The following is an 18,503-nucleotide window of genomic DNA, read 5'->3' on the forward strand; positions in this document are numbered from 1 at the left end:
ACCGCAGGTAAATCAACATCTATTCTTCGCGAGGGCCGATATACGTAAGCGTTTCCTCAAAAAGCCGTGCACCACCATTAGAAGTCCATCTCAATGTAAATGTCTTCGTTTCGGGATCATACTTACTTTCAGGGAACGTAGCTATCGGCAACAACGTCGTCATTTCGACTGTCACTAAGTTTGTCTCTGGGTCAACGACATAATCTACTTGATTTCCATAGTAGCCTAATAATCCAGGCGAGAGTCTGGATCTACGGGAGTTAATCGTAGACAGTTCGACTTCTACATCTTGATTCGGAATTAATGCCGTATTAGCGGATGTCTGATATCGATATACGCCATCGTAAGGATTTTTGACAGGTAAGCTGAAGATAACCGTTCCAAAGTTCCCGCTCACAGTTCCAAATGAAGCGGAGGCAATGGAAATAGCCAGTGCATTATCTGAATCAGGATCGAATTCCAACGGCTTGACCTTAATGGAAAACTGTGCCCTTTTCTCTCCCTTTTTGATCACGACAGAACCCGGCATTTCATAAACACTACTTGGCAGCTGGTCATATCCACCGGTTGCAGCCGCGTCGGCAGCGGGGGATAATTGTATGGTAATGTCCTGAGGTGCTGTCTCTGCGCCCGAATAACTAACCGTAGCCGTAAACACTTCCTCTTCCACACGTTCCAGCGTCTTAGGGATGTAAACTATATATGGGTCTGTCGTCCCCGAGACCGGTGCGGTTTCGTTATAAAACTCTACAATATTTGATATGTAACCAGGTGCGTTTGGACCGATTAACCCTTCGTCTTTCAAACAAGAGCTGAGAGCAGGCATGAAGAAAAGCAAGAGGGATACTTTATAAATTCTTTTCATCTTTTTCATTTTAGTTATTACTATTTCGCCCAAAAAATCTTATCAGTGTTCGGATCGATGGTTTTTGCATTACCACCATTATAGTTAAATTCCGACTGCGGATATAAGATACGATTCGGCAACCTGTTTGGAGTGGACGCTTCTGAAGTTAATGACACAAAGGATGTAACTGCATTTCCGGCTGGCGCACTTAGTGTTGCTGGGTATCCTGTTCGACGAAAATCATTCCACGACTCGTGACTCAAAATCATATTCTGGGCTATGTATTTTTGCGTAATGATTGCTTCCGCTTTCTTTTCATCCGTGTCTGCCAAAGCGAAGTTTACCAAATAAGACCCAGCGTTGGCCGCTATATAATCAGCTACATCGGTTGCGGGATCCGCCCCCTCAGCCAACGCCCCTGCTATATCCTTATACAAATACCTGTAAGACGCTTCTATACCATTTTCGAAATTCGCTTTAGCGTCACCTGACACCAAACCTTTTACATTGGCCTCGGCTAACATCAGGTACGCTTCGGCTGCCAGCATTAACACTTGCCCCGCATCGGGGCCTTTAAAAATCCCGATTTCCGTGTAACTGGTTGCAGATGTCCCCTGCATCCAAACCGTTGGATTTGTCCCTCTTCCTGCATCCGAACCCTGATAACCCAATTGATTTGTCGCTACGCTCGGCCAGGTACGATATACCAAATCTCCTCTTACCGGATCATCAAGCTTTTTACCATCATAAAAACCTAAAACATAAGGTGTTGGCGCAAATTGACTACCGAAGCCTCGAGCGGAATTCGCTGCGCTATATACCCATCCATCCCACATCCGATTCTGCTTGCCTTCAACTTTGGCGTATCCAGGATTTACGATTGCATCATCGGTCAGGAATCCAATTCCTTCATCAAAATCCTCATTTGAAAACTGTACTTTACCATTCGCACGAAGCATCAACTTCAGTTTCAACGTTTGTGCAAACTGAAGCCATTTATCCATATCGCCATTAAAAAGCGGGTCTTGCTGCGTGGCCACTTCTGCGACAACATCATGATCAGCTTCCAAGATGGCACTGATCGCCTGATCAACAAGGTCAGTAATACTCTTGTACACATCTATTCCATTGTCATAGGGAACAGATAATTGTGTATTCCCTTGAAATGCTTGACTATATGGCACATCGTTGTATGCATCTACCAAAAGCTGAAAATTATACGCCTTCATAATCTTAGCAATGGCGTTGAAATAGGTGTCTTCCACTACGTCCGCAGATTGGTTGATCACATACTCATAGTCCATCAAATTATTATACGTATCGTCCCACATCAACCTAAAATCACCCGTAGTAAAGTTGTATGTGATTATTGAACCCCACCCGCTAACACCGCCACCATTCGCATAGTAACCCATTAATTGCCCTCCGTGATCGACAAACCTTCTCATATTATTGGCCGTAGTTGTTATCGCCTGAGGTAAAATCAATTGAGGTGTCGATCCTAGTGGATCGTTAGGGTTATCATTGATATCTAAAAACTTATTGCAGGAAGTTACGGATATCAAAATCGCACCTATCAAAAAAGAACTATATATTTTTTTCATGATAAAATCGCTTAGAAGGTTACCGAAAGGGTTAAACCGAAATACCTCGATGGTGGCGTCTGTCCTAAGTTTGCCAAACCAATTGCATTTCCATTGTTCAAACCGTCGCCATCACTATATTCAGGATCTGTATAGATATTCGTTTTAGGGGTAAGTATAAACAGATTACGTCCTTGCAAGCTAATCCGCGCCGCTTGTATGAATCCTGAAGACAGAAGCATTTTTTGCGGCAAATCATAACCTAAGGATAGTTCTCTCAATTTCCAGAATGCACCCGATACCACGTAGTTTTCATCAATTCCGGTCCGAGTAGAAGCTAGCGACCAGTATGCAGGTCCGCCATCGCGTACTGTGATATTCGTATTTGCCACGTACTCTTCCGTAACCGGATCCAAATACGACGAATTTGGAATTACAAACCTATCGCGATCATACCACGTGGTAGCAATTGAAGATCCTGAAAAATCGATTGTCGTACCCGCAAAATAATAATCATATCCGCCGCGGTATTCCGCTACGCCACTGAGCCATAAATTCTTCCAACGGACTGAAAGATCGACACCCAGAATGTGCTTTGGCGAGGCATTACCCAATATGAATGTATTCTGCGTTGGACTAGGATAGCCGGTATAGCGATCTACAATTATACGCCCCTGTGGATCCCGTTGATGGGTCGTTCCTTTAATCACAGGGAATGATTCACCTTTAACGGCATACGATCCCCGGGTTCCCCCATATGTACCCAAAGCCAATTCATCAGTATCTCCGGAAACTTCCAACACCTTGTTCTCTGCGAATGTATAGTTTCCTCCGATAGATACGTTCCAATTATCGTCTCGGTATGGCACTAAACGTAAGCTGGTTTCAATTCCCTTGCTGCTCGTCTTAGCAGCATTAACCAAATAGGTGAGGAAACCTGTTGCGCGCGAAACTCCGGAAGAAACCGTTTGATCCTGTGTACGCGAATTGTACCAAGTAAGTGTCGTTTGAATCCTATTTTTCAACCAATTAGCTTCGAACCCGACTTCATATCCTGTGGTGATTTCAGGCTTTAGACTTGCTGATATCGTTTGATCACCTAGGGTATGACCGCCGTTCCCACTATAAGGATAACCACCCCCCTGTTCGAAAATAGGGTCCAACGCATATGCTCCAAAATTAGCCCGTGAACCTAAATTGACTAGCCCGACCCGGGACCAAGCAGCGCGTAGTTTCAAAAAATCCAATACCGGACTTCCTTGCAATGCCGTAATGGCTTCAGACGGAATAAAGGATAGATTTACCGAAGGGTAGAAAAATGAGCGGTTCTCCGGAGATAAAGTTGACACCCAGTCATTTCGTCCAGTTACCTGCAGAAATAGGTAATTTTTGTAGTCAAAATTCACATCACCCCAAACGGCAACCTGCCGCGCTCCATACCGCTTTCCTTCGGTCTCTGGTGTATTCGTACTATTACCCAAGTTAAACACCCCTGGAACTACCAGTCCCAACACACTACCTTCATCATAATGGCGTTCATCATGCCTGAGACTCGTAGCCACGGTTGCCCGCAGACCTAAGTCAGGGTGAAGTTGCCTATTCAGCCCAACCAAAAAATCGCTATTAATCCGTATTGTCCCCAAGTTGTAATCGGTTACGGAACCAGCAATATCGCTATGCTTATAGGTTGTTGAAGAGGATTGTGCCTTGGTATAAGGGGAGTATCTGAAGATATTCTGGAAATCTTTCTGAAATAGATTTCTCGTCGATAGCCCAGCGCGGTAGGTAAAATCCAGCCAATCAAGTGGCTCATACTTCAGTTCTAAGTTCCCGACGACATACTGATTCTTGGCATCTCGACGGTTATTTTCCGCGGTAAAATAAGGATTGTTGTAGTACGCATTGTAGTACGCATTGGGATTAGCCCAAGGATCATTTTTCCAATCCTTATAGCGAGTTACCGGAATCTGCGCTGGCGTTTGTAGCAATTGGTCGTACAGTGCGGCCGTAGACGTGGTAACGTCGTAATTATTCTGGGTATAACTTACGTTTAAGTTCGCGGAAAGTTTTTTTGCCATCTCGCGAGTAAGGTTCACCCTTGCAGTCGCTCTGTTAAATAAATCGCCAGGCGTAGTTCCCGTTACATCAGCATATTGGCCTGAAAGGTACATCGTTGTTTTGTCGGATCCAGTCGATAACGAGAAATCCGTTTGATTGGTAATCCCATTCTCCCAAAACTTCTTTTTCTCCTCCGTTGCCGAATAAGGTACTTTCTGCAGCTCTGTTATTTCCGGATTCGGGAGTACTTGTCCTATCTCGCGTAACACCCCGTCGAACCGGGGTCCGTATTGCTGGTTTTCATAGGGCGTATAAATCTGAACGTCATTGTCGGCTCCACTGCCAAACTCGTATTGAAGCTCAGGATAAAAGGCAACCCGCTCCATCATCGTTGTGTGCGAGACCGTTACACTCGTTTGATCTTTCTTTCCTTTTTTCGTCGTAACAATCAGTGCCCCGTTAGAGGCATCAGAACCGTATAATGCAGCAGCACTGGCACCGTTCAGCACGTTGATATTTTCGATATCTTGCGGATTCAGGTTAGATAAAACCTCATTGGGTACGATCACGTTATCTAACACGATCAATGCCTCATTATTGCCAGTGAGCGAACGCATTCCACGAAGAACCAATCGATAATTCGGATTAACACCTCCACCTACCGCATTGATGCGCAAGCCAGGGACCTTCCCCTGCAAGCCACTTGCAATATTGGTAGGCCGCGCAGCAACGATATTTTCCGACCTCAATTCTGTAGAAGCATAACCTACCGTCTTTTTTTGCACCGCGATACCGCCAGCCGACACGACTACCTCGTCCAAAACGGAAGTAGCCTCCAACAACGTTGCGGAGATTAATGTCCTACCGTTGATGTCAACAGTTTGCAATTCATAACCTACAGAGCGGAATTCCAATTGACGCACATTGTCAGGTACAACAAACGTGTAGTTGCCGTTTTCGTCTGTTTGGGTGGCAACGCCGGTCCCTACAACAATCACTGACACCCCGGCGATAGGACTTCCATCGCCCGCCGTAACTTTACCGCTGATTCTCCTGTCTTGGGCATATACTGATCCGATCAGTAGCATCCCCAGCATGAAAAAACCAAGTAATTTTTGTTTCATGTGTTTTGAATTTTGTTAGTTAATTAATTGACTATCTACCGGTTACACCGGATTTCTTTATTTTCTTGACGCGCACCTATCCACTGTACCGGCCATGTACATCTTCAAGAGATGAGCCCAATACGCAACATACCTCCATGTGAATGCTTATAGACATCCAAATCAATCGCTTCGTAAAAATCTTATGAGTTCGGTTGGTTATCCGAAATCATGATCATGGAATAGTTTGTCTAATTAGTAAGTGTGACTAATGTGTGTTTGTTAAAAATGTGTTTGCTTTCGTCAAATAAATGTGCTCAAATTAAGCTATTCAAATGTGTGCGTGCACGAATAATTGCTAGTTCTGATCTGCATATCAAATGGATTTGACAATAACAGATAGTCAAATGTAAAATTTAAATTTACAAAAAGCAAATTATGTTAAAATAAATTTAATATGCAACATTTCCCGGTCCCACAACGTCCTATAATCAGCGTTTCGCGTGTAAAGTAATTATGAAAACAAAGACGTTGGGGGAGATCATCAAGGCAACCATGAAGGAAAAAGGGATAAATAGTTCCGTGGTCGCTCGAAAAATGAATTTATCGAGGCAAGCGATCAGCCAAATCGGATTACGCAAGAAGTTCGACCTGGATTTCTTGCAGCGCCTGAAGGAAGCTTCGGGATTGGATTTTACTGCTATCGCTTACGAAAAAATTACCGACAGTACCAGTGCCATTGACGCCCAACACACCCATCCTCCTGCTTTGACACAAGGAATAACGATTAACATCACAGTTACCACGAAGAATAAAGAAAAGCTGGAAAACCTAGCCGCTTTCATCGACGAGGTCGAAGAGGCGGGCAAGCGCTTCGGATTTGAATTGACCTAATCCACCCATTCGAACCCCGTATAGGGCACCAATACTTCAGGAACTTTGATTCCCCTGTCGGATTGGTTGTTTTCCAGGATAGCTGCCAATATACGCGGCAAGGCCAATGCACTGCCATTGAGCGTATGTGCTAATTGCGTCTTGCCTCCCTCATTTTTATAACGGACCTTCAGCCGGTTGGTTTGATACGTTTCGAAATTGGATACGGAGGAAACTTCCAACCACCGCACTTGGGCCGCGCTCCACACCTCCATATCATACGTAAGTGCAGATGTGAACCCCATATCACCGCCGCAGAGACGCAACACCCGGTAAGGCAAATTTAACGCCTGGAGCAACGACTGCACATAGGTGCTCATGGTTTCGAGCACATCGTAGGACTTATCGGGATGTACGATTTGCACGACCTCTACTTTGTCAAACTGATGTAAGCGGTTCAATCCGCGCACATGGGCACCGTAAGATCCGGCCTCCCTGCGAAAGCAAGGGGTATAAGCGGTAAGCTTGATTGGGAAATCCGTTTCCTTGACGATGGTATCGCGATACAGGTTGGTTACGGGAACTTCTGCCGTGGGGATGAGGTAAAGGTCGTCAATGCCCACATGGTACATCTGTCCTTCCTTGTCGGGCAGTTGCCCCGTACCAAACCCCGACGCCTCATTGATCAATATGGGCGGCTGGACTTCCTTGTATCCTGCCTTTTCTGCTTGGTCTAGAAAAAAATTGATCATGGCGCGCTGTAAGCGAGCGCCTTTCCCTTTATAAACGGGAAAACCTGAACCAGCGACCTTGGTACCCAGTTCAAAATCGATGATGTCATACTTTGCAGCGAGTTCCCAATGCGGCAGCGCTTCCGCCGGCAATGCCGGCCGATGTCCGTATTCCAATACCACTTCATTGTCATCGGCCCCAAAACCTTTGGGTACCGAAACATGGGGAAGGTTGGGCACGCGCACTAACTTATCATGCAATTCCTTTTCGATGGCAACCAAATCGTCCGCCAATTGCTTCTGTTGCTCCTTATATCCGCCCGATCGCAATTTAACAGCTTCTGCTTCAGCCTTTTTACCGGCGCGCATCAATTCGCCGATTTGCCGCGCAGCAGCATTGGCTTCCGCTGCAAGTGTTTCCGACTCGATCTGGAGTTGTCTACGCCGTTCGTCGAGCGCAATCAATTCATCAACCAATTCCACCGCATCGAAATTCCGCACTGCCAACCGTTCGACTACCCGATCCCGGTTTTCACGGATATAATTAACTTGCAACATATTTTCTTCTGTTTAATCTGTTCGCTATCAACGATGATGCTGTCATGATGTAATCATTCTTATGATGTTATTTTTGAAAATCATGACGGTTTCGCTTATTTTGTGCCGACAAAGATAAAAAAAATGCTATACCTCGTCCCTACCCCTATCGGTAATTTGGAAGACATCACGCTGCGAGCTATCCGCATCCTGAAAGAGGCGGATATTATCCTTGCGGAAGATACGCGCACAAGCGCTCCCTTGCTTAAGCATTTTGGTATCGACAAGAAAGCGTATGCCCATCACCAACACAACGAACATAAAGCCGTGGCAGAAATCATACGCTTTCTTAAGGAAGGCCAAACCGTTGCCTTGATTTCCGATGCCGGCACACCGGCGATATCCGATCCGGGTTTTCTTCTGGCCCGCGAGGCCATTAAAAACGGACTTGATGTGCAGTGTCTACCGGGCGCCACGGCCTTCGTACCTGCGCTGGTTGCTTCTGGCCTACCTTGCGACCGTTTTTGTTTCGAGGGATTTCTGCCCGTAAAAAAAGGTCGGCAGACCCGGCTGAAAGCACTCGCCGATGAACCCCGTACGCTCATATGCTATGAGTCGCCGCACCGCCTGCTGAAAACATTGCAGGAATTTATGGATACATTCGGAGCAGACAGACAGGCTGCGGTATCGCGCGAGATCAGCAAAGTCTTTGAAGAAACCGTCCGCGGCACATTGGCTGAGCTGAAGACTCATTTTGAAACACATACCCTAAAAGGGGAGTTTGTGATTTGTGTGCAGGGTCTTTTTTGACTACAGGCTTTTACGGGTTACCTCTCCGGTCTCCTTGGATTTCAAGATTACCCGAAAATTGTGACGGTTAAGATCACACCGTCAATAAATCTTTGCTAACTTAGCGAGCAAAAAATGCAGCCATTGGGCGACATGATGAACATTGATCGATACATCAACGACGGACAGGACCCCAAGGTGGTAGAGAAATTATTGTTGAAGCTACAGGACATGCTGGCTACGGGAGAACAGGTACTTTACGTGGCTGTACAGAAGATGCCCGCAATGACATTGTTTCCCGACAGTATCGCAATGACCGACAAGCGTGTTTTCTTCTGCCGATCAACTAAACTGGGGTTTGCCACCGATTTTAGTATGTTCTCCTGGAGCGATGTGTTGGACATTTCGTTTAAGGAAGGAATTTTAGGGGCTAAATGGTTCTTGACATCGAAGGAAGGGGACTCGCTAGAAATGAAACACATTCCAAAGAGCCAGGCGCGCAAACTCTACCAATGGGGTAATGAAGCGCTTGAAAAGCGGCAGGTATCGGAAACCGGAGGAATGGAAGGACCCCACCTGAAAATAGCATCAGTGGCCGAGCCCGATGATCCCCTCTCCGGCAAACTCAAAAAGCTTAAATTGCTGTTTGAGCAGCAGCTCATCACGCAGGAAGAATACGAAAACAAGAAAAGCGAACTCTTATCCCAACTGTGACCGTGAAGAAAAGTTATTTATTAGCCCTATTTAGCGCCTTCCTTTTATGGTTGGCCTGGCCACCAATTCCCTATTCGTCGCCATTGCTTTGGGTGGCTTTTGTACCACTTTTACTCGCATTGGAGGCCGTAATGCGGGGCGATTACCGGAGAAAAGGTGCAAAAGTATTCCTCTTGGGTGGATTTACCGGACTTCTGTGGAATACAGCTTCCATCTACTGGGTGTTTAATGCGATGAATGCCGTAATGCCAGTATATGCAGCCGCATTCGTGTCGCTGATTCCATTCGGTCTAGCGGCGGTATTAATGGCACTTGCCTTCCGGTTGTATTACCAGTTACGCAAACGCTATCCGGTTGGATGGTCGCTCGCCGGACTGGTATGTTTTTGGCTAGCTTATGAGTACTTACACCAAACCTGGGACCTGGCATTCCCTTGGATGACACTCGGCAATGGATTTGCAGGAACGCACCAGCTCGTGCAGTGGTATGAGTATACCGGTGTGTACGGTGGTACCGTATGGATTTGGTTGAGCAATAGCTTGCTATTCCTGACTATCCTTTCTGCAAAGGACGGTTTCCGGCCTTTCCATCGCTATAAATTACTGGCGGGCCTTATCCTGCTGATTACCGTCCCTTCCGGCTGGTCGCTTTACCGCTATTCAGCCTACACAGAGCACGAAAATCCTGCGAACGTGGTTGTCGTTCAGCCGAATGTCGACCCATATGGCAAATTCACATTCCTGACACCCGAATCGCAAATCGACAATCTTATTCAGCTGTCGGAATCCGCTGCCCAGACCAATACCGAATTTTTTATCTGGCCGGAGACAGCTATTGCCCGCCAAGGAGGATTTGACGAAGATCAGTTTTATGAACATCCGGTATTTTTACGCATTCAACAGTTTCTTCAACAGTATAAAAATGGAAATGTGATTTCCGGGATCGAAGGCTATCGGATTTACAACACACCACAGACACCCACGACACGTGCGTACAATGGGGGCTATTACGACGCGTTTAATTCCGCTGTCCTTATCGAAAACTCAGCCAAGCTTCAGTTCTATCACAAGTCCAAGTTAGTAGCCGGAGCCGAGCAGTTTCCCTTTGCCGGCGCGCTGGCTTTCATGAAGCCATTATTTGCCGGGTTCGGTGGTACGACAGGCAGCTACGGACGCCAGGATAAGCCGTCGGTGTTTTACGCCCAAAGTGGTATCGGGGCGGCTCCCGTAATCTGCTATGAATCGATCTGGGGCGACTACGTAGCCCGGTACATTGAAGAGGGTGCGCAATTTATCGCAATAGTCACCAACGATGGTTGGTGGGGCAATACGGCAGGCAAAGACCAACATTTGGCCTATGCCAAGTTGCGGGCCATTGAAACGCGTCGTTGGGTAGCCCGCTCGGCAAATACAGGCATCTCGGCCTTTATCAATCAGCGTGGTGATGTTGTGCAGAAGACCGAATGGTGGGTACCCACTGCCATCAAGCAGGATATCAACCTCAACGAAGAAATTACCTTTTACGTCACAGCGGGTGACTATTTCGCTTATCTAGGATGTGCAGGAAGTTTGGTTTTCGGTATACTCATCATCGTTGGATTCGTAAAACGTAAAAATATTGGCTAATTTTGCAAGTATGTTTACCGGCATCATCGAAACGATCGGCGACGTAACCCATCTTCGCCAAGAAGAAGACAACTTTCATATCACGGTCACTTCTTCCCTATCAGACGAATTGAAAATCGACCAAAGTGTCTCACACAATGGTGTTTGTCTCACGGTGGTGGCATTATCGCCCGGCGAACATACGGTAACAGCCATCGCCGAAACCCTTCAAAAAAGTAATCTCGGAAATCTACAGGTGGGGAGCCGCATCAATCTCGAACGCTGCACGAAAGTGGGCGACCGACTGGATGGCCACATCGTACAGGGGCACGTAGACCAGGTAGCACAGTGCGTCTCAGTAGCCGATCAGCGAGGCAGTTGGTTGTATACCTTCCAATACGATGACGCGTTGGGCAATATCACGGTGGAAAAAGGATCTATCACAATCAACGGGATCAGTCTCACGGTAGTGGATGCACAGCGCAGCCGCTTTTCCGTTGCCATCATCCCCTACACATATGAAAACACCAACCTCAAATGGGTCAATCCGGGAGATACCGTTAACCTCGAATTCGATATCATCGGCAAGTACGTGGCGCGGATGATGGAACTGAGGTAATCGACCAAATATCATTTCTCATTACCAGGTAGACTGATAATCCGCATCTCCTGTTGAGGAAACGGAATTGCAATGTCATTGGCATCGAAAGCTAATTTAATGCGTTCAAAATTATCGTGGTACACTTCCCAGTATTTTTCTTTCGGCGCCCATGCCCTAATGACCAGGTTGACCGAGCTGGCAGCCAAATCTGCCACCAAGACTTCCGGTTTGGGTGAATCGAGTATCCGTTCATCACTCGTCAGCAACTGTAAGGCAACTTCTCGCGCCTGTGTAATGTTCGACTCATACGAAATGCCGATCTGGTATTCGATCCTCCTTTTCGTGATGCTTGAATAATTGGTAATCACCGAGTTGGCCAACGGACCATTAGGTGCAAATACAGCAATCCCCTCCGCAGTGCGCATGGTCGTATAAAGAATGTCGATCTTTTCGACGGTGCCCGACGCACCGGACGCACTGCTCACATAGTCGCCTACGCGGAACGGGCGAAACAACAGAATCAATACCCCACCGGCGAAATTGGACAAACTGCCCTGCAGCGCCAACCCAATGGAAAGACTCGCCGCGCCCAATACCGCTATAAACGATGTCGTTTGGATACCAACCATCGAAGCTACAGTGATGATCAGCATGGTGTATAGGGTGAATTTGACGATGCTGGATACAAAATCACGCAGTGAAAGGTCGACGTTACGTCGCTCAAACCGTTTGCGAATAATCCGCAGGATCAGCCGAATCAGCCAAGTGCCCGCAACGAGCAGGAAGATAGCGAGTAAAATGCTGGGTATCTTCAGTAATGTTGCTTCGACAATGCGATCCAATGCGAGTTCCAGCTTTTCCATATGCCGTAAACTTAGCTAAAGTTGTTTCGAATTACAAACAAAATTACGCTTAAAAAAACAACTTTAGCGGTCTCTCCGCTTCCGCTGAGCGAAAACTTTTGCAGCGGAAAATTAGTGAATATTGTTACTTTTGTACGTATGGCTGCTCGATTTTTTTGTATCGAGCCAATGGAATGGACTGGAAGACCGCGATCAACGATTTCAAAAACTACCTCCAATTGGAGCGGGCCATGTCGATCAATACCGTGGATGCCTACCTCAACGACCTCACCAAATTGCAGCAGTTTGCGGATCCAAGAAGCCTTTCACCCGCCGAAATCACTTCCAAGGATTTGCAGGAATTCCTAGCATGGATAAACGGATTTGGCCTATCGGCATACAGCCAGGCACGTATTCTTTCGGGTATCAAAACATTTTACCTGTTTATGAGCCTTGAGCATGGCTTACTTGAAAATCCTACCGCGCTTATCGAGGCCCCACGCTTGGGAAGGAAGATGCCCGATGTACTCAATATCAAGGAAATAGATCGTCTTATTGATGCTATCGATCTTTCAATGCCGGAAGGCATGCGTAACAAAACAATGTTGGAAGTACTGTATGGCTGCGGGCTGCGGGTGAGCGAGTTGGTTGGCCTCAAGGTATCCAATCTCTTCTTGGATGTGGAATTCATCAAAGTAGAGGGCAAAGGAAGCAAAGAGCGGCTGGTACCGATCGGTACCCAGGCAATCAAACACCTCTGTATCTATCTAAATGAAGTGCGCGTGCATCAGAAAATCAAATCCGGATACGAAGATTTTGTATTCCTCAACCGTCGGGGCGCGTCCCTCACTCGTGTTATGGTATTTATTATCATTCGGGATCTGGCAAATAAAATCGGACTTAAAAAGAAAATTAGTCCGCACACCTTTCGCCACTCGTTTGCCACCCATCTTGTGGAAGGCGGAGCCGACTTACGCGCCGTACAGGAAATGTTGGGCCATGAAAGCATCACCACCACCGAGATTTATACCCATGTAGACCGCGATTACCTCCAATCGGTTATTACGCAATACCACCCCCGCTCCTAGCTCAGTGTCCGTTTATCATTGGTAATTTACCATTCACGTAACAATTAAATAAACATTGTTGCATTTAATTTGTTTATTAAAGCAACAATGTTGTATTTTTGGAGCATCAATAATGCGGCTTTGATACGAATAAAAAAAATACTAGCAACAATACCACTTTTCTTAGCGATTACTTTGGGATATTCCCAGACGGAAAAATGCACACAGACGATCCGGGGCCGGGTAGTAGACAGCGATACGCAGCTTCCCTTATCGGGTGTAACGTTGAAAATCACTCCGGGCACACAGCAGCTTCTTTCCGATGGACATGGTTATTTCCGCTTTTCACAGCTCTGCAGCGGTATCCAATATGCGATTACCGCTACCAGTGTAGGTTTTGATAGCCTCATCACGGATGTTACCCCTACGGATGACAACATGATCACCCTGCAACTTCATCACGGACACATCCTTCTGCACGACGTGGATGTCGTTGGTCATCAGCAGGCCGTGGTTACGGCCAACCCGGTACGGACGGTCTCCCGTGAGCAGGTCTCACAGGTGCAGGGAAAAACGTTGGCCGACATTTTCAATACCCTACCGGGGGTCAGCATGCTGCAAACCGGCACAACGATTGCGAAACCGGTCATCAATGGCATGCACAGCAATCGCATTCTCATTCTCAATAACGGCATCCGCCAGGAGGGACAGCAGTGGGGCAGCGAGCATGCACCGGAGATCGACCCATTTGTTGCTAAGGATTTCAAACTGATCAAAGGTGCGGAGGGAGTCCGCTATGGTGCGGATGCCATCGGTGGTGTTATCATTACCTCACCCTCACCCCTACCCATCGACCCCCATTTGTCCGGCGAGCTAAACACCAGCTATCAGACCAATGGCCGGGGCGCAGTGCTGTCGGGCATGCTGCAATCAGGAGTCAATGCGCTACCCGGGCTATCTTGGCGGATACAGGGCACTGCCAAGCGGAGCGGTAACGTACGTACGGCCGACTATTACCTGGGTAACACCGGACTGGCCGAGTATAACGGCTCCGCTGCGCTGCGCTATAGCCTGCCCCAATCTGTCTTCGATGCCTATTACAGTCGTTTCTATACGTCAGTCGGTATTTTCACGGGGGCGCATGTTGGCACCCTCGATGATATCCAAGCCCGCGTGGAGGCAGGTAGGCCTTTCGAGACCTATCCCTTTACCTATCACATCGATGTTCCCCGCCAGCGTGTCACCCATGATCTTGGCAAATTAAAGTGGCACCGGGATTATACGGACGGCGGCAGTTCGGACATCCAATACGGTGTGCAGCGCAACCACCGCCAGGAATATGACATCCGCCGCGGGGGCAGGGATGCTTTGCCGATGCTGGACATGGTGCTTACCACCCAAACGCTGGATGCAAATTACCAAACACCGCTTTACAAAAACTGGCGCACCCAAGTGGGCACAAACCTTACGCTGCAAGTCAACAACAATGTCCCCGGCACGCTGAATACGCCGCTTATCCCCAATTATGACAGTTTCGTCGGTGGGCTTTTCGCCATCCAACGGCTCATCAAGGAAACACACGAGTGGGAATTGGGCATCCGCTATGATTTCAAGACCTTTGATGCCGCCGGTTTTGATAAATACCAGAACTTATATGGTGGTCAACGTGATTTTCACAACATAAGCGGTTCCTTCGGTGGTGTTTGGCACCCAGCAACGGAATGGCAACTGCGCAGCAACATCGGCCTTGCATGGCGTGCTCCAAATGCCAATGAACTGTATAGCAACGGACTGCACCATGGCGCCGCGCTCTACGAGATCGGAGACGCGAAGCTGAGCAGCGAACAGGGATACAAATGGGTCGTCAGTCCATCCTATGCAAACGGTGCAGTGACTGTCGACCTCGACCTCTATGCACAATTCATCAATGACTATATCTACGCACAGCCCTCGCCCGGCGAATTCTTACAGACTATCCGGGGCACGTTTCCCGTATTCCGATATAAGCAGGCCGATGCTACTTTTTTCGGCGCAGATCTCTCGCTGCACTACCGCGTATTCAAAAGACTGGATTATCAGCTGAATGCATCAGTCGTCCGTGCCCGTGATGTAACCAACAATGGCTATCTGCCCTATATTCCATCCGACCGGTTTGACCATCGCTTGCGTTGGCAACTGCCGATAAACAGCGAGGTGGTCAGCAACACGTATTTAACATTTGCACACCAATGGGTGCTGGAGCAAAATCGATATGAATCCGGCACGGACTATGCGCCACCACCTCCTGCCTATCATGTCTTCGCACTGTATGCAGGTAGTCAACTTGCTTTAGGTAATCACCCGTTGGAAGCAGGCGTATCCATCAACAATTTGTTCAACACGCTTTACAAGGAATACATGAACCGGTTCCGCTATTATAGTCATGGCCTGGGCCGGGAGGTCAGTATCCGATTGTCTTACTCATTTTAACCATAATTTAATCGCATCCGTAATGAAACACTCCCTCAGAACCCTATCTATCGCGCTTCTATCACTGGGATTTTTGGCATTTGCCACGTCTTGCAGCAAAGATGACCCGGAACCCGAAATCCCCCAAGAAGAAATCAAGTCGGCAACATTGACATTTACAGAAGTTGAATGGCATGATGATGGCGCCCACGACCTGGAAAATCCGGAAATCATTAACGTTACGTTTGACGAGAGCGGGTTGCCCCCGGTAGGCACACACCTACACCTAGATGCGGGAAAAACGTATCGCCTGACACTGAGCACCACGGATTTCGCAGGCCGTGAAGGCGCCGAACAGGAATTCCTGGACGAATCCGACATCCACCAGCTGTTCTTTCTTGGCGCGCCGGCGGGTGTATTTGACTATCAATATGCCGACCCTGACAACAAGCAAGTAGGTGTAACGGGCTACTTGCATGTGCTGAAGCCATCAGACTCGTTTGTGTTTAACGTCATCCTGCGTCACTTAAATAAAGGGGTAAAAGCCAACATCACAGCCGACGATTGGAACAACCCCAACTACCTCCAATTCAGTGGAGCAAACGACCTTGACCTTAAGGTTGAAGTCCACGTAGTTGATGGCGATCACGACGGCGACGATCATTAATTGACTCACGATCCAAGGACGATGCCGAATCCTGACAAAGGTTATTCGGCATCGTCTTTTTTTAAGAACGCCAATACCTTGTCGTTGTGTTCCGTGGCATTCATCAGCGCCCGGTATTTAAACACAAGCTTTCCGTCCAAACCCACGACAAACGTCTCCCGTCCAGTAAGGAAAAGTACATTTTTAACACCGAATTGCTTCAATACCCGGTTACCGGGATCGCTGAGCAAGGTAAAAGGCAATCTGTGCTTTTCAGCAAATGCCTTATGGCTTTCCACAGTACCTGAATTGACACCAATGACCATTGCGCCCGCATCGGTGTAGTCGGCAAAACTATCGCGGAACGCACAGGCTTCTTTGGTGCAGCCCGGGCTTTCATCCTTCGGATAAAAATAAATCACCAATTTCTTTTTACCGATATATTCCGCGATATCAATATCACGACCATCTTGGTCTTTCAACGTAAAGTGGGGCACTTCATCCCCGATGTCAAACGTTTCCATCGAATTGCTTTTTTTGTTGCTTTCCTGCGCACAGGCCATTACTACGCCGAATGACACCATGATCATCAGAGCGGCTTTCAGCAGTTTATTCACCCCGTTGCCTCCTCGCTTTATCAAGTCGTATCATTGCGCCAAAATCGAGCCCAAGCGTCATGGCCTCCACCGTCATGATGATCCGTTTGGTACGTGTCTGTTCGGTTTTCGCCTCGTTGATGTATTTGATAAAATAATTGCGATGCGATTTTGCCAGCGCCATGAAACGGTCCATCAGATCAGCTTCGTCATCCAGCAAACAGCCTTCCAGGTCTTCCGGCATTTCAATCGTAAAGTCCTTGTCTTCTTCCAAAATAAAGGACAACACATCGCCGACGCCCTTCTTGAGTATCTTGCGCATGGTACCATTGATCGCCAAAATGTAGTCGCCCTCGCCTTTGGGCATAAGTGCCAGTCCGGAGAATGCGTGTCCGTCGATTTCCCCACGCACCCGATAAACCTGCTTATAGTTTGGCTTTAACCGAAAAGCAATTACCTGCGGCACTTCAACGTAGGACCATCCCAACATGGCCGTTCCCTGCGTCTCAGCCCTCCATATTTCGGCTTGAAAAGTTACCATCTCAAATTCTGCTCATTATCGATGTAGAATACCTTATACCCCGGGTCTAACCCAGCAAGTTCCACCTGCTCATTAAACACCCCGTAAACGGATGATCCACTACCGCTCATCGCGGCAAACAACGCTCCCTGCTCATACAAAAGCGCCTTAACACGCGCTATTTCGGGGTATTTCTCAAAAATACCAACCTCGAAATCGTTGACGACCGCATCCCGCCATGCGGATACCGGTCGTGCAATAGCCGCTTGGAGTTGCCCCCCTACGGGATTTGGCATCACGGTAGCATAGGCTTCCGCCGTAGCAACGTGGATATCAGGTTTTACCAACACCAAATGGTAGGACGACAGGTCCAATGCGACGTCTTGGAATACATCGCCAATCCCCGTGGCAAACACCGGCCGGTTACGGATAAAAAATGCGCAGTCGGCGCCCAGTCGACGGGCGTAGGCAATCAATTCCGGTTCACTGAGTCCCAGTGCAAACTGTTGATTGATCAGCTTTAATAAAAAAGCGGCATCGGCAGAACCTCCACCAAGCCCTGCACCGATCGGAATCGATTTATGCAAGTAGATATGTACGGGCGGCAAGTTATGGGCTTGCCGGAGCAGTTCATACGCCTTTAAACACAGATTATCGTTACCCTCCCCAGGGATGGGCAGCCCAGATGGGATGAACCGGGTTTCACTGGCCGCTACCACTTCAAGCACGTCGTACACCCTCAACGGATAGAAAACCGTCTCCAGATCGTGGTACCCGTCTTCCCTGCGACGAAGCACCTGAAGTCCGATATTGATTTTGGCATTAGCGAAACTAACCATTTTACTCCTTTCGATCCATAGCCCAGTTTGTTCGGCTACAAACTTAGCTAAAATGCAGGCACATTCCACGTTCAGCAAGCACTTCGATGTGAACAATTAGCTACG

The 18,503-nt window shown here is 47.7% G+C and carries 16 protein-coding genes; 8 read left to right on the forward strand and 8 right to left on the reverse strand.

What is annotated here, in order from left to right:
- Window positions 1-19: 19 nt before the first annotated feature.
- Genes IEV98_RS13750 through IEV98_RS13760 form a run of 3 tightly spaced genes read right to left on the reverse strand, consistent with a single transcriptional unit; the run spans window position 20 to window position 5,612 of the window.
- Window positions 20-826, reverse strand: a complete 807-nt coding sequence (locus IEV98_RS13750) for a DUF1735 domain-containing protein (protein ID WP_188506571.1) — start codon at window positions 824-826, stop codon at window positions 20-22.
- 59 nt (window positions 827-885) lie between these two features.
- A complete protein-coding gene (locus IEV98_RS13755) occupies window positions 886-2,451 on the reverse strand; it encodes a SusD/RagB family nutrient-binding outer membrane lipoprotein (RefSeq protein ID WP_188506572.1) in 1,566 nt (521 codons plus the stop codon).
- Between the two features lie 11 nt (window positions 2,452-2,462).
- A complete protein-coding gene (locus tag IEV98_RS13760) occupies window positions 2,463-5,612 on the reverse strand; it encodes a SusC/RagA family TonB-linked outer membrane protein (protein ID WP_229738757.1) in 3,150 nt (1,049 codons plus the stop codon).
- A gap of 495 nt (window positions 5,613-6,107) precedes the next feature.
- Here IEV98_RS13760 and IEV98_RS13765 point away from each other — a divergent pair, with 495 nt between their 5' ends.
- Window positions 6,108-6,485 carry a glycosyltransferase family protein gene (locus IEV98_RS13765; protein ID WP_188506573.1) on the forward strand — a complete coding sequence of 126 codons (378 nt, stop codon included), beginning with the start codon at window positions 6,108-6,110 and terminating at the stop codon, window positions 6,483-6,485.
- Here the strand turns inward: IEV98_RS13765 and serS are convergent.
- Window positions 6,482-7,753, reverse strand: coding sequence for a serine--tRNA ligase (gene serS / locus IEV98_RS13770; RefSeq protein ID WP_188506574.1), 1,272 nt, complete (start codon window positions 7,751-7,753; stop codon window positions 6,482-6,484). The genes IEV98_RS13765 and serS overlap by 4 nt on opposite strands.
- 123 nt (window positions 7,754-7,876) lie before the next feature.
- Here serS and rsmI point away from each other — a divergent pair, with 123 nt between their 5' ends.
- The 4 genes from rsmI to IEV98_RS13790 all read left to right on the forward strand — a co-directional run bounded on the left by rsmI (window position 7,877) and on the right by IEV98_RS13790 (window position 11,458).
- Window positions 7,877-8,542 carry a 16S rRNA (cytidine(1402)-2'-O)-methyltransferase gene (gene rsmI / locus IEV98_RS13775; protein WP_188506575.1) on the forward strand — a complete coding sequence of 222 codons (666 nt, stop codon included), beginning with the start codon at window positions 7,877-7,879 and terminating at the stop codon, window positions 8,540-8,542.
- 132 nt (window positions 8,543-8,674) lie between these two features.
- On the forward strand, window positions 8,675-9,235 hold the full coding sequence (locus IEV98_RS13780) for a PH domain-containing protein (RefSeq protein WP_229738758.1): 561 nt from the start codon (window positions 8,675-8,677) through the stop codon (window positions 9,233-9,235).
- 2 nt (window positions 9,236-9,237) lie between these two features.
- The gene (gene lnt, locus IEV98_RS13785; protein ID WP_188506576.1) at window positions 9,238-10,860 is read left to right on the forward strand and encodes an apolipoprotein N-acyltransferase; all 1,623 of its coding nucleotides are present in this window, start codon (window positions 9,238-9,240) and stop codon (window positions 10,858-10,860) included.
- A gap of 10 nt (window positions 10,861-10,870) precedes the next feature.
- Window positions 10,871-11,458, forward strand: coding sequence for a riboflavin synthase (locus IEV98_RS13790; RefSeq protein ID WP_188506767.1), 588 nt, complete (start codon window positions 10,871-10,873; stop codon window positions 11,456-11,458).
- An 11-nt stretch (window positions 11,459-11,469) separates the two neighbouring features.
- Here IEV98_RS13790 and IEV98_RS13795 read toward each other — a convergent pair whose 3' ends face one another.
- Complete coding sequence (locus IEV98_RS13795) at window positions 11,470-12,303, reverse strand: mechanosensitive ion channel family protein (protein WP_188506577.1); 834 nt, start codon at window positions 12,301-12,303, stop codon at window positions 11,470-11,472.
- A 173-nt stretch (window positions 12,304-12,476) separates the two neighbouring features.
- Here IEV98_RS13795 and xerD point away from each other — a divergent pair, with 173 nt between their 5' ends.
- From xerD to IEV98_RS13810, 3 genes are all read left to right on the forward strand, one after another.
- Window positions 12,477-13,370 carry a site-specific tyrosine recombinase XerD gene (gene xerD / locus IEV98_RS13800; protein WP_188506578.1) on the forward strand — a complete coding sequence of 298 codons (894 nt, stop codon included), beginning with the start codon at window positions 12,477-12,479 and terminating at the stop codon, window positions 13,368-13,370.
- A 174-nt stretch (window positions 13,371-13,544) separates the two neighbouring features.
- On the forward strand, window positions 13,545-15,818 hold the full coding sequence (locus tag IEV98_RS13805) for a TonB-dependent receptor (protein ID WP_188506579.1): 2,274 nt from the start codon (window positions 13,545-13,547) through the stop codon (window positions 15,816-15,818).
- 22 nt (window positions 15,819-15,840) lie between these two features.
- Entirely contained in the window at window positions 15,841-16,464 is a 624-nt protein-coding gene (locus tag IEV98_RS13810) for a hypothetical protein (RefSeq protein WP_188506580.1), read from the forward strand.
- A gap of 41 nt (window positions 16,465-16,505) precedes the next feature.
- On the opposite strand, the gene IEV98_RS13815 is transcribed toward IEV98_RS13810, so the two are convergent.
- The 3 genes from IEV98_RS13815 to ispE are packed head-to-tail and all read right to left on the reverse strand — an operon-like array spanning window position 16,506 to window position 18,398.
- Window positions 16,506-17,084 carry a peroxiredoxin gene (locus IEV98_RS13815; RefSeq protein ID WP_229738759.1) on the reverse strand — a complete coding sequence of 193 codons (579 nt, stop codon included), beginning with the start codon at window positions 17,082-17,084 and terminating at the stop codon, window positions 16,506-16,508.
- Window positions 17,053-17,580 carry a YdeI/OmpD-associated family protein gene (locus IEV98_RS13820; protein ID WP_188506581.1) on the reverse strand — a complete coding sequence of 176 codons (528 nt, stop codon included), beginning with the start codon at window positions 17,578-17,580 and terminating at the stop codon, window positions 17,053-17,055. The genes IEV98_RS13815 and IEV98_RS13820 overlap by 32 nt, the downstream gene beginning before the upstream one ends.
- The gene (gene ispE / locus IEV98_RS13825; RefSeq protein ID WP_188506582.1) at window positions 17,574-18,398 is read right to left on the reverse strand and encodes a 4-(cytidine 5'-diphospho)-2-C-methyl-D-erythritol kinase; all 825 of its coding nucleotides are present in this window, start codon (window positions 18,396-18,398) and stop codon (window positions 17,574-17,576) included. The genes IEV98_RS13820 and ispE overlap by 7 nt, the downstream gene beginning before the upstream one ends.
- Between the last annotated feature and the right edge of the window lie 105 nt (window positions 18,399-18,503).

Source organism: Parapedobacter pyrenivorans (assembly GCF_014636865.1).
Taxonomy (GTDB): domain Bacteria; phylum Bacteroidota; class Bacteroidia; order Sphingobacteriales; family Sphingobacteriaceae; genus Parapedobacter; species Parapedobacter pyrenivorans.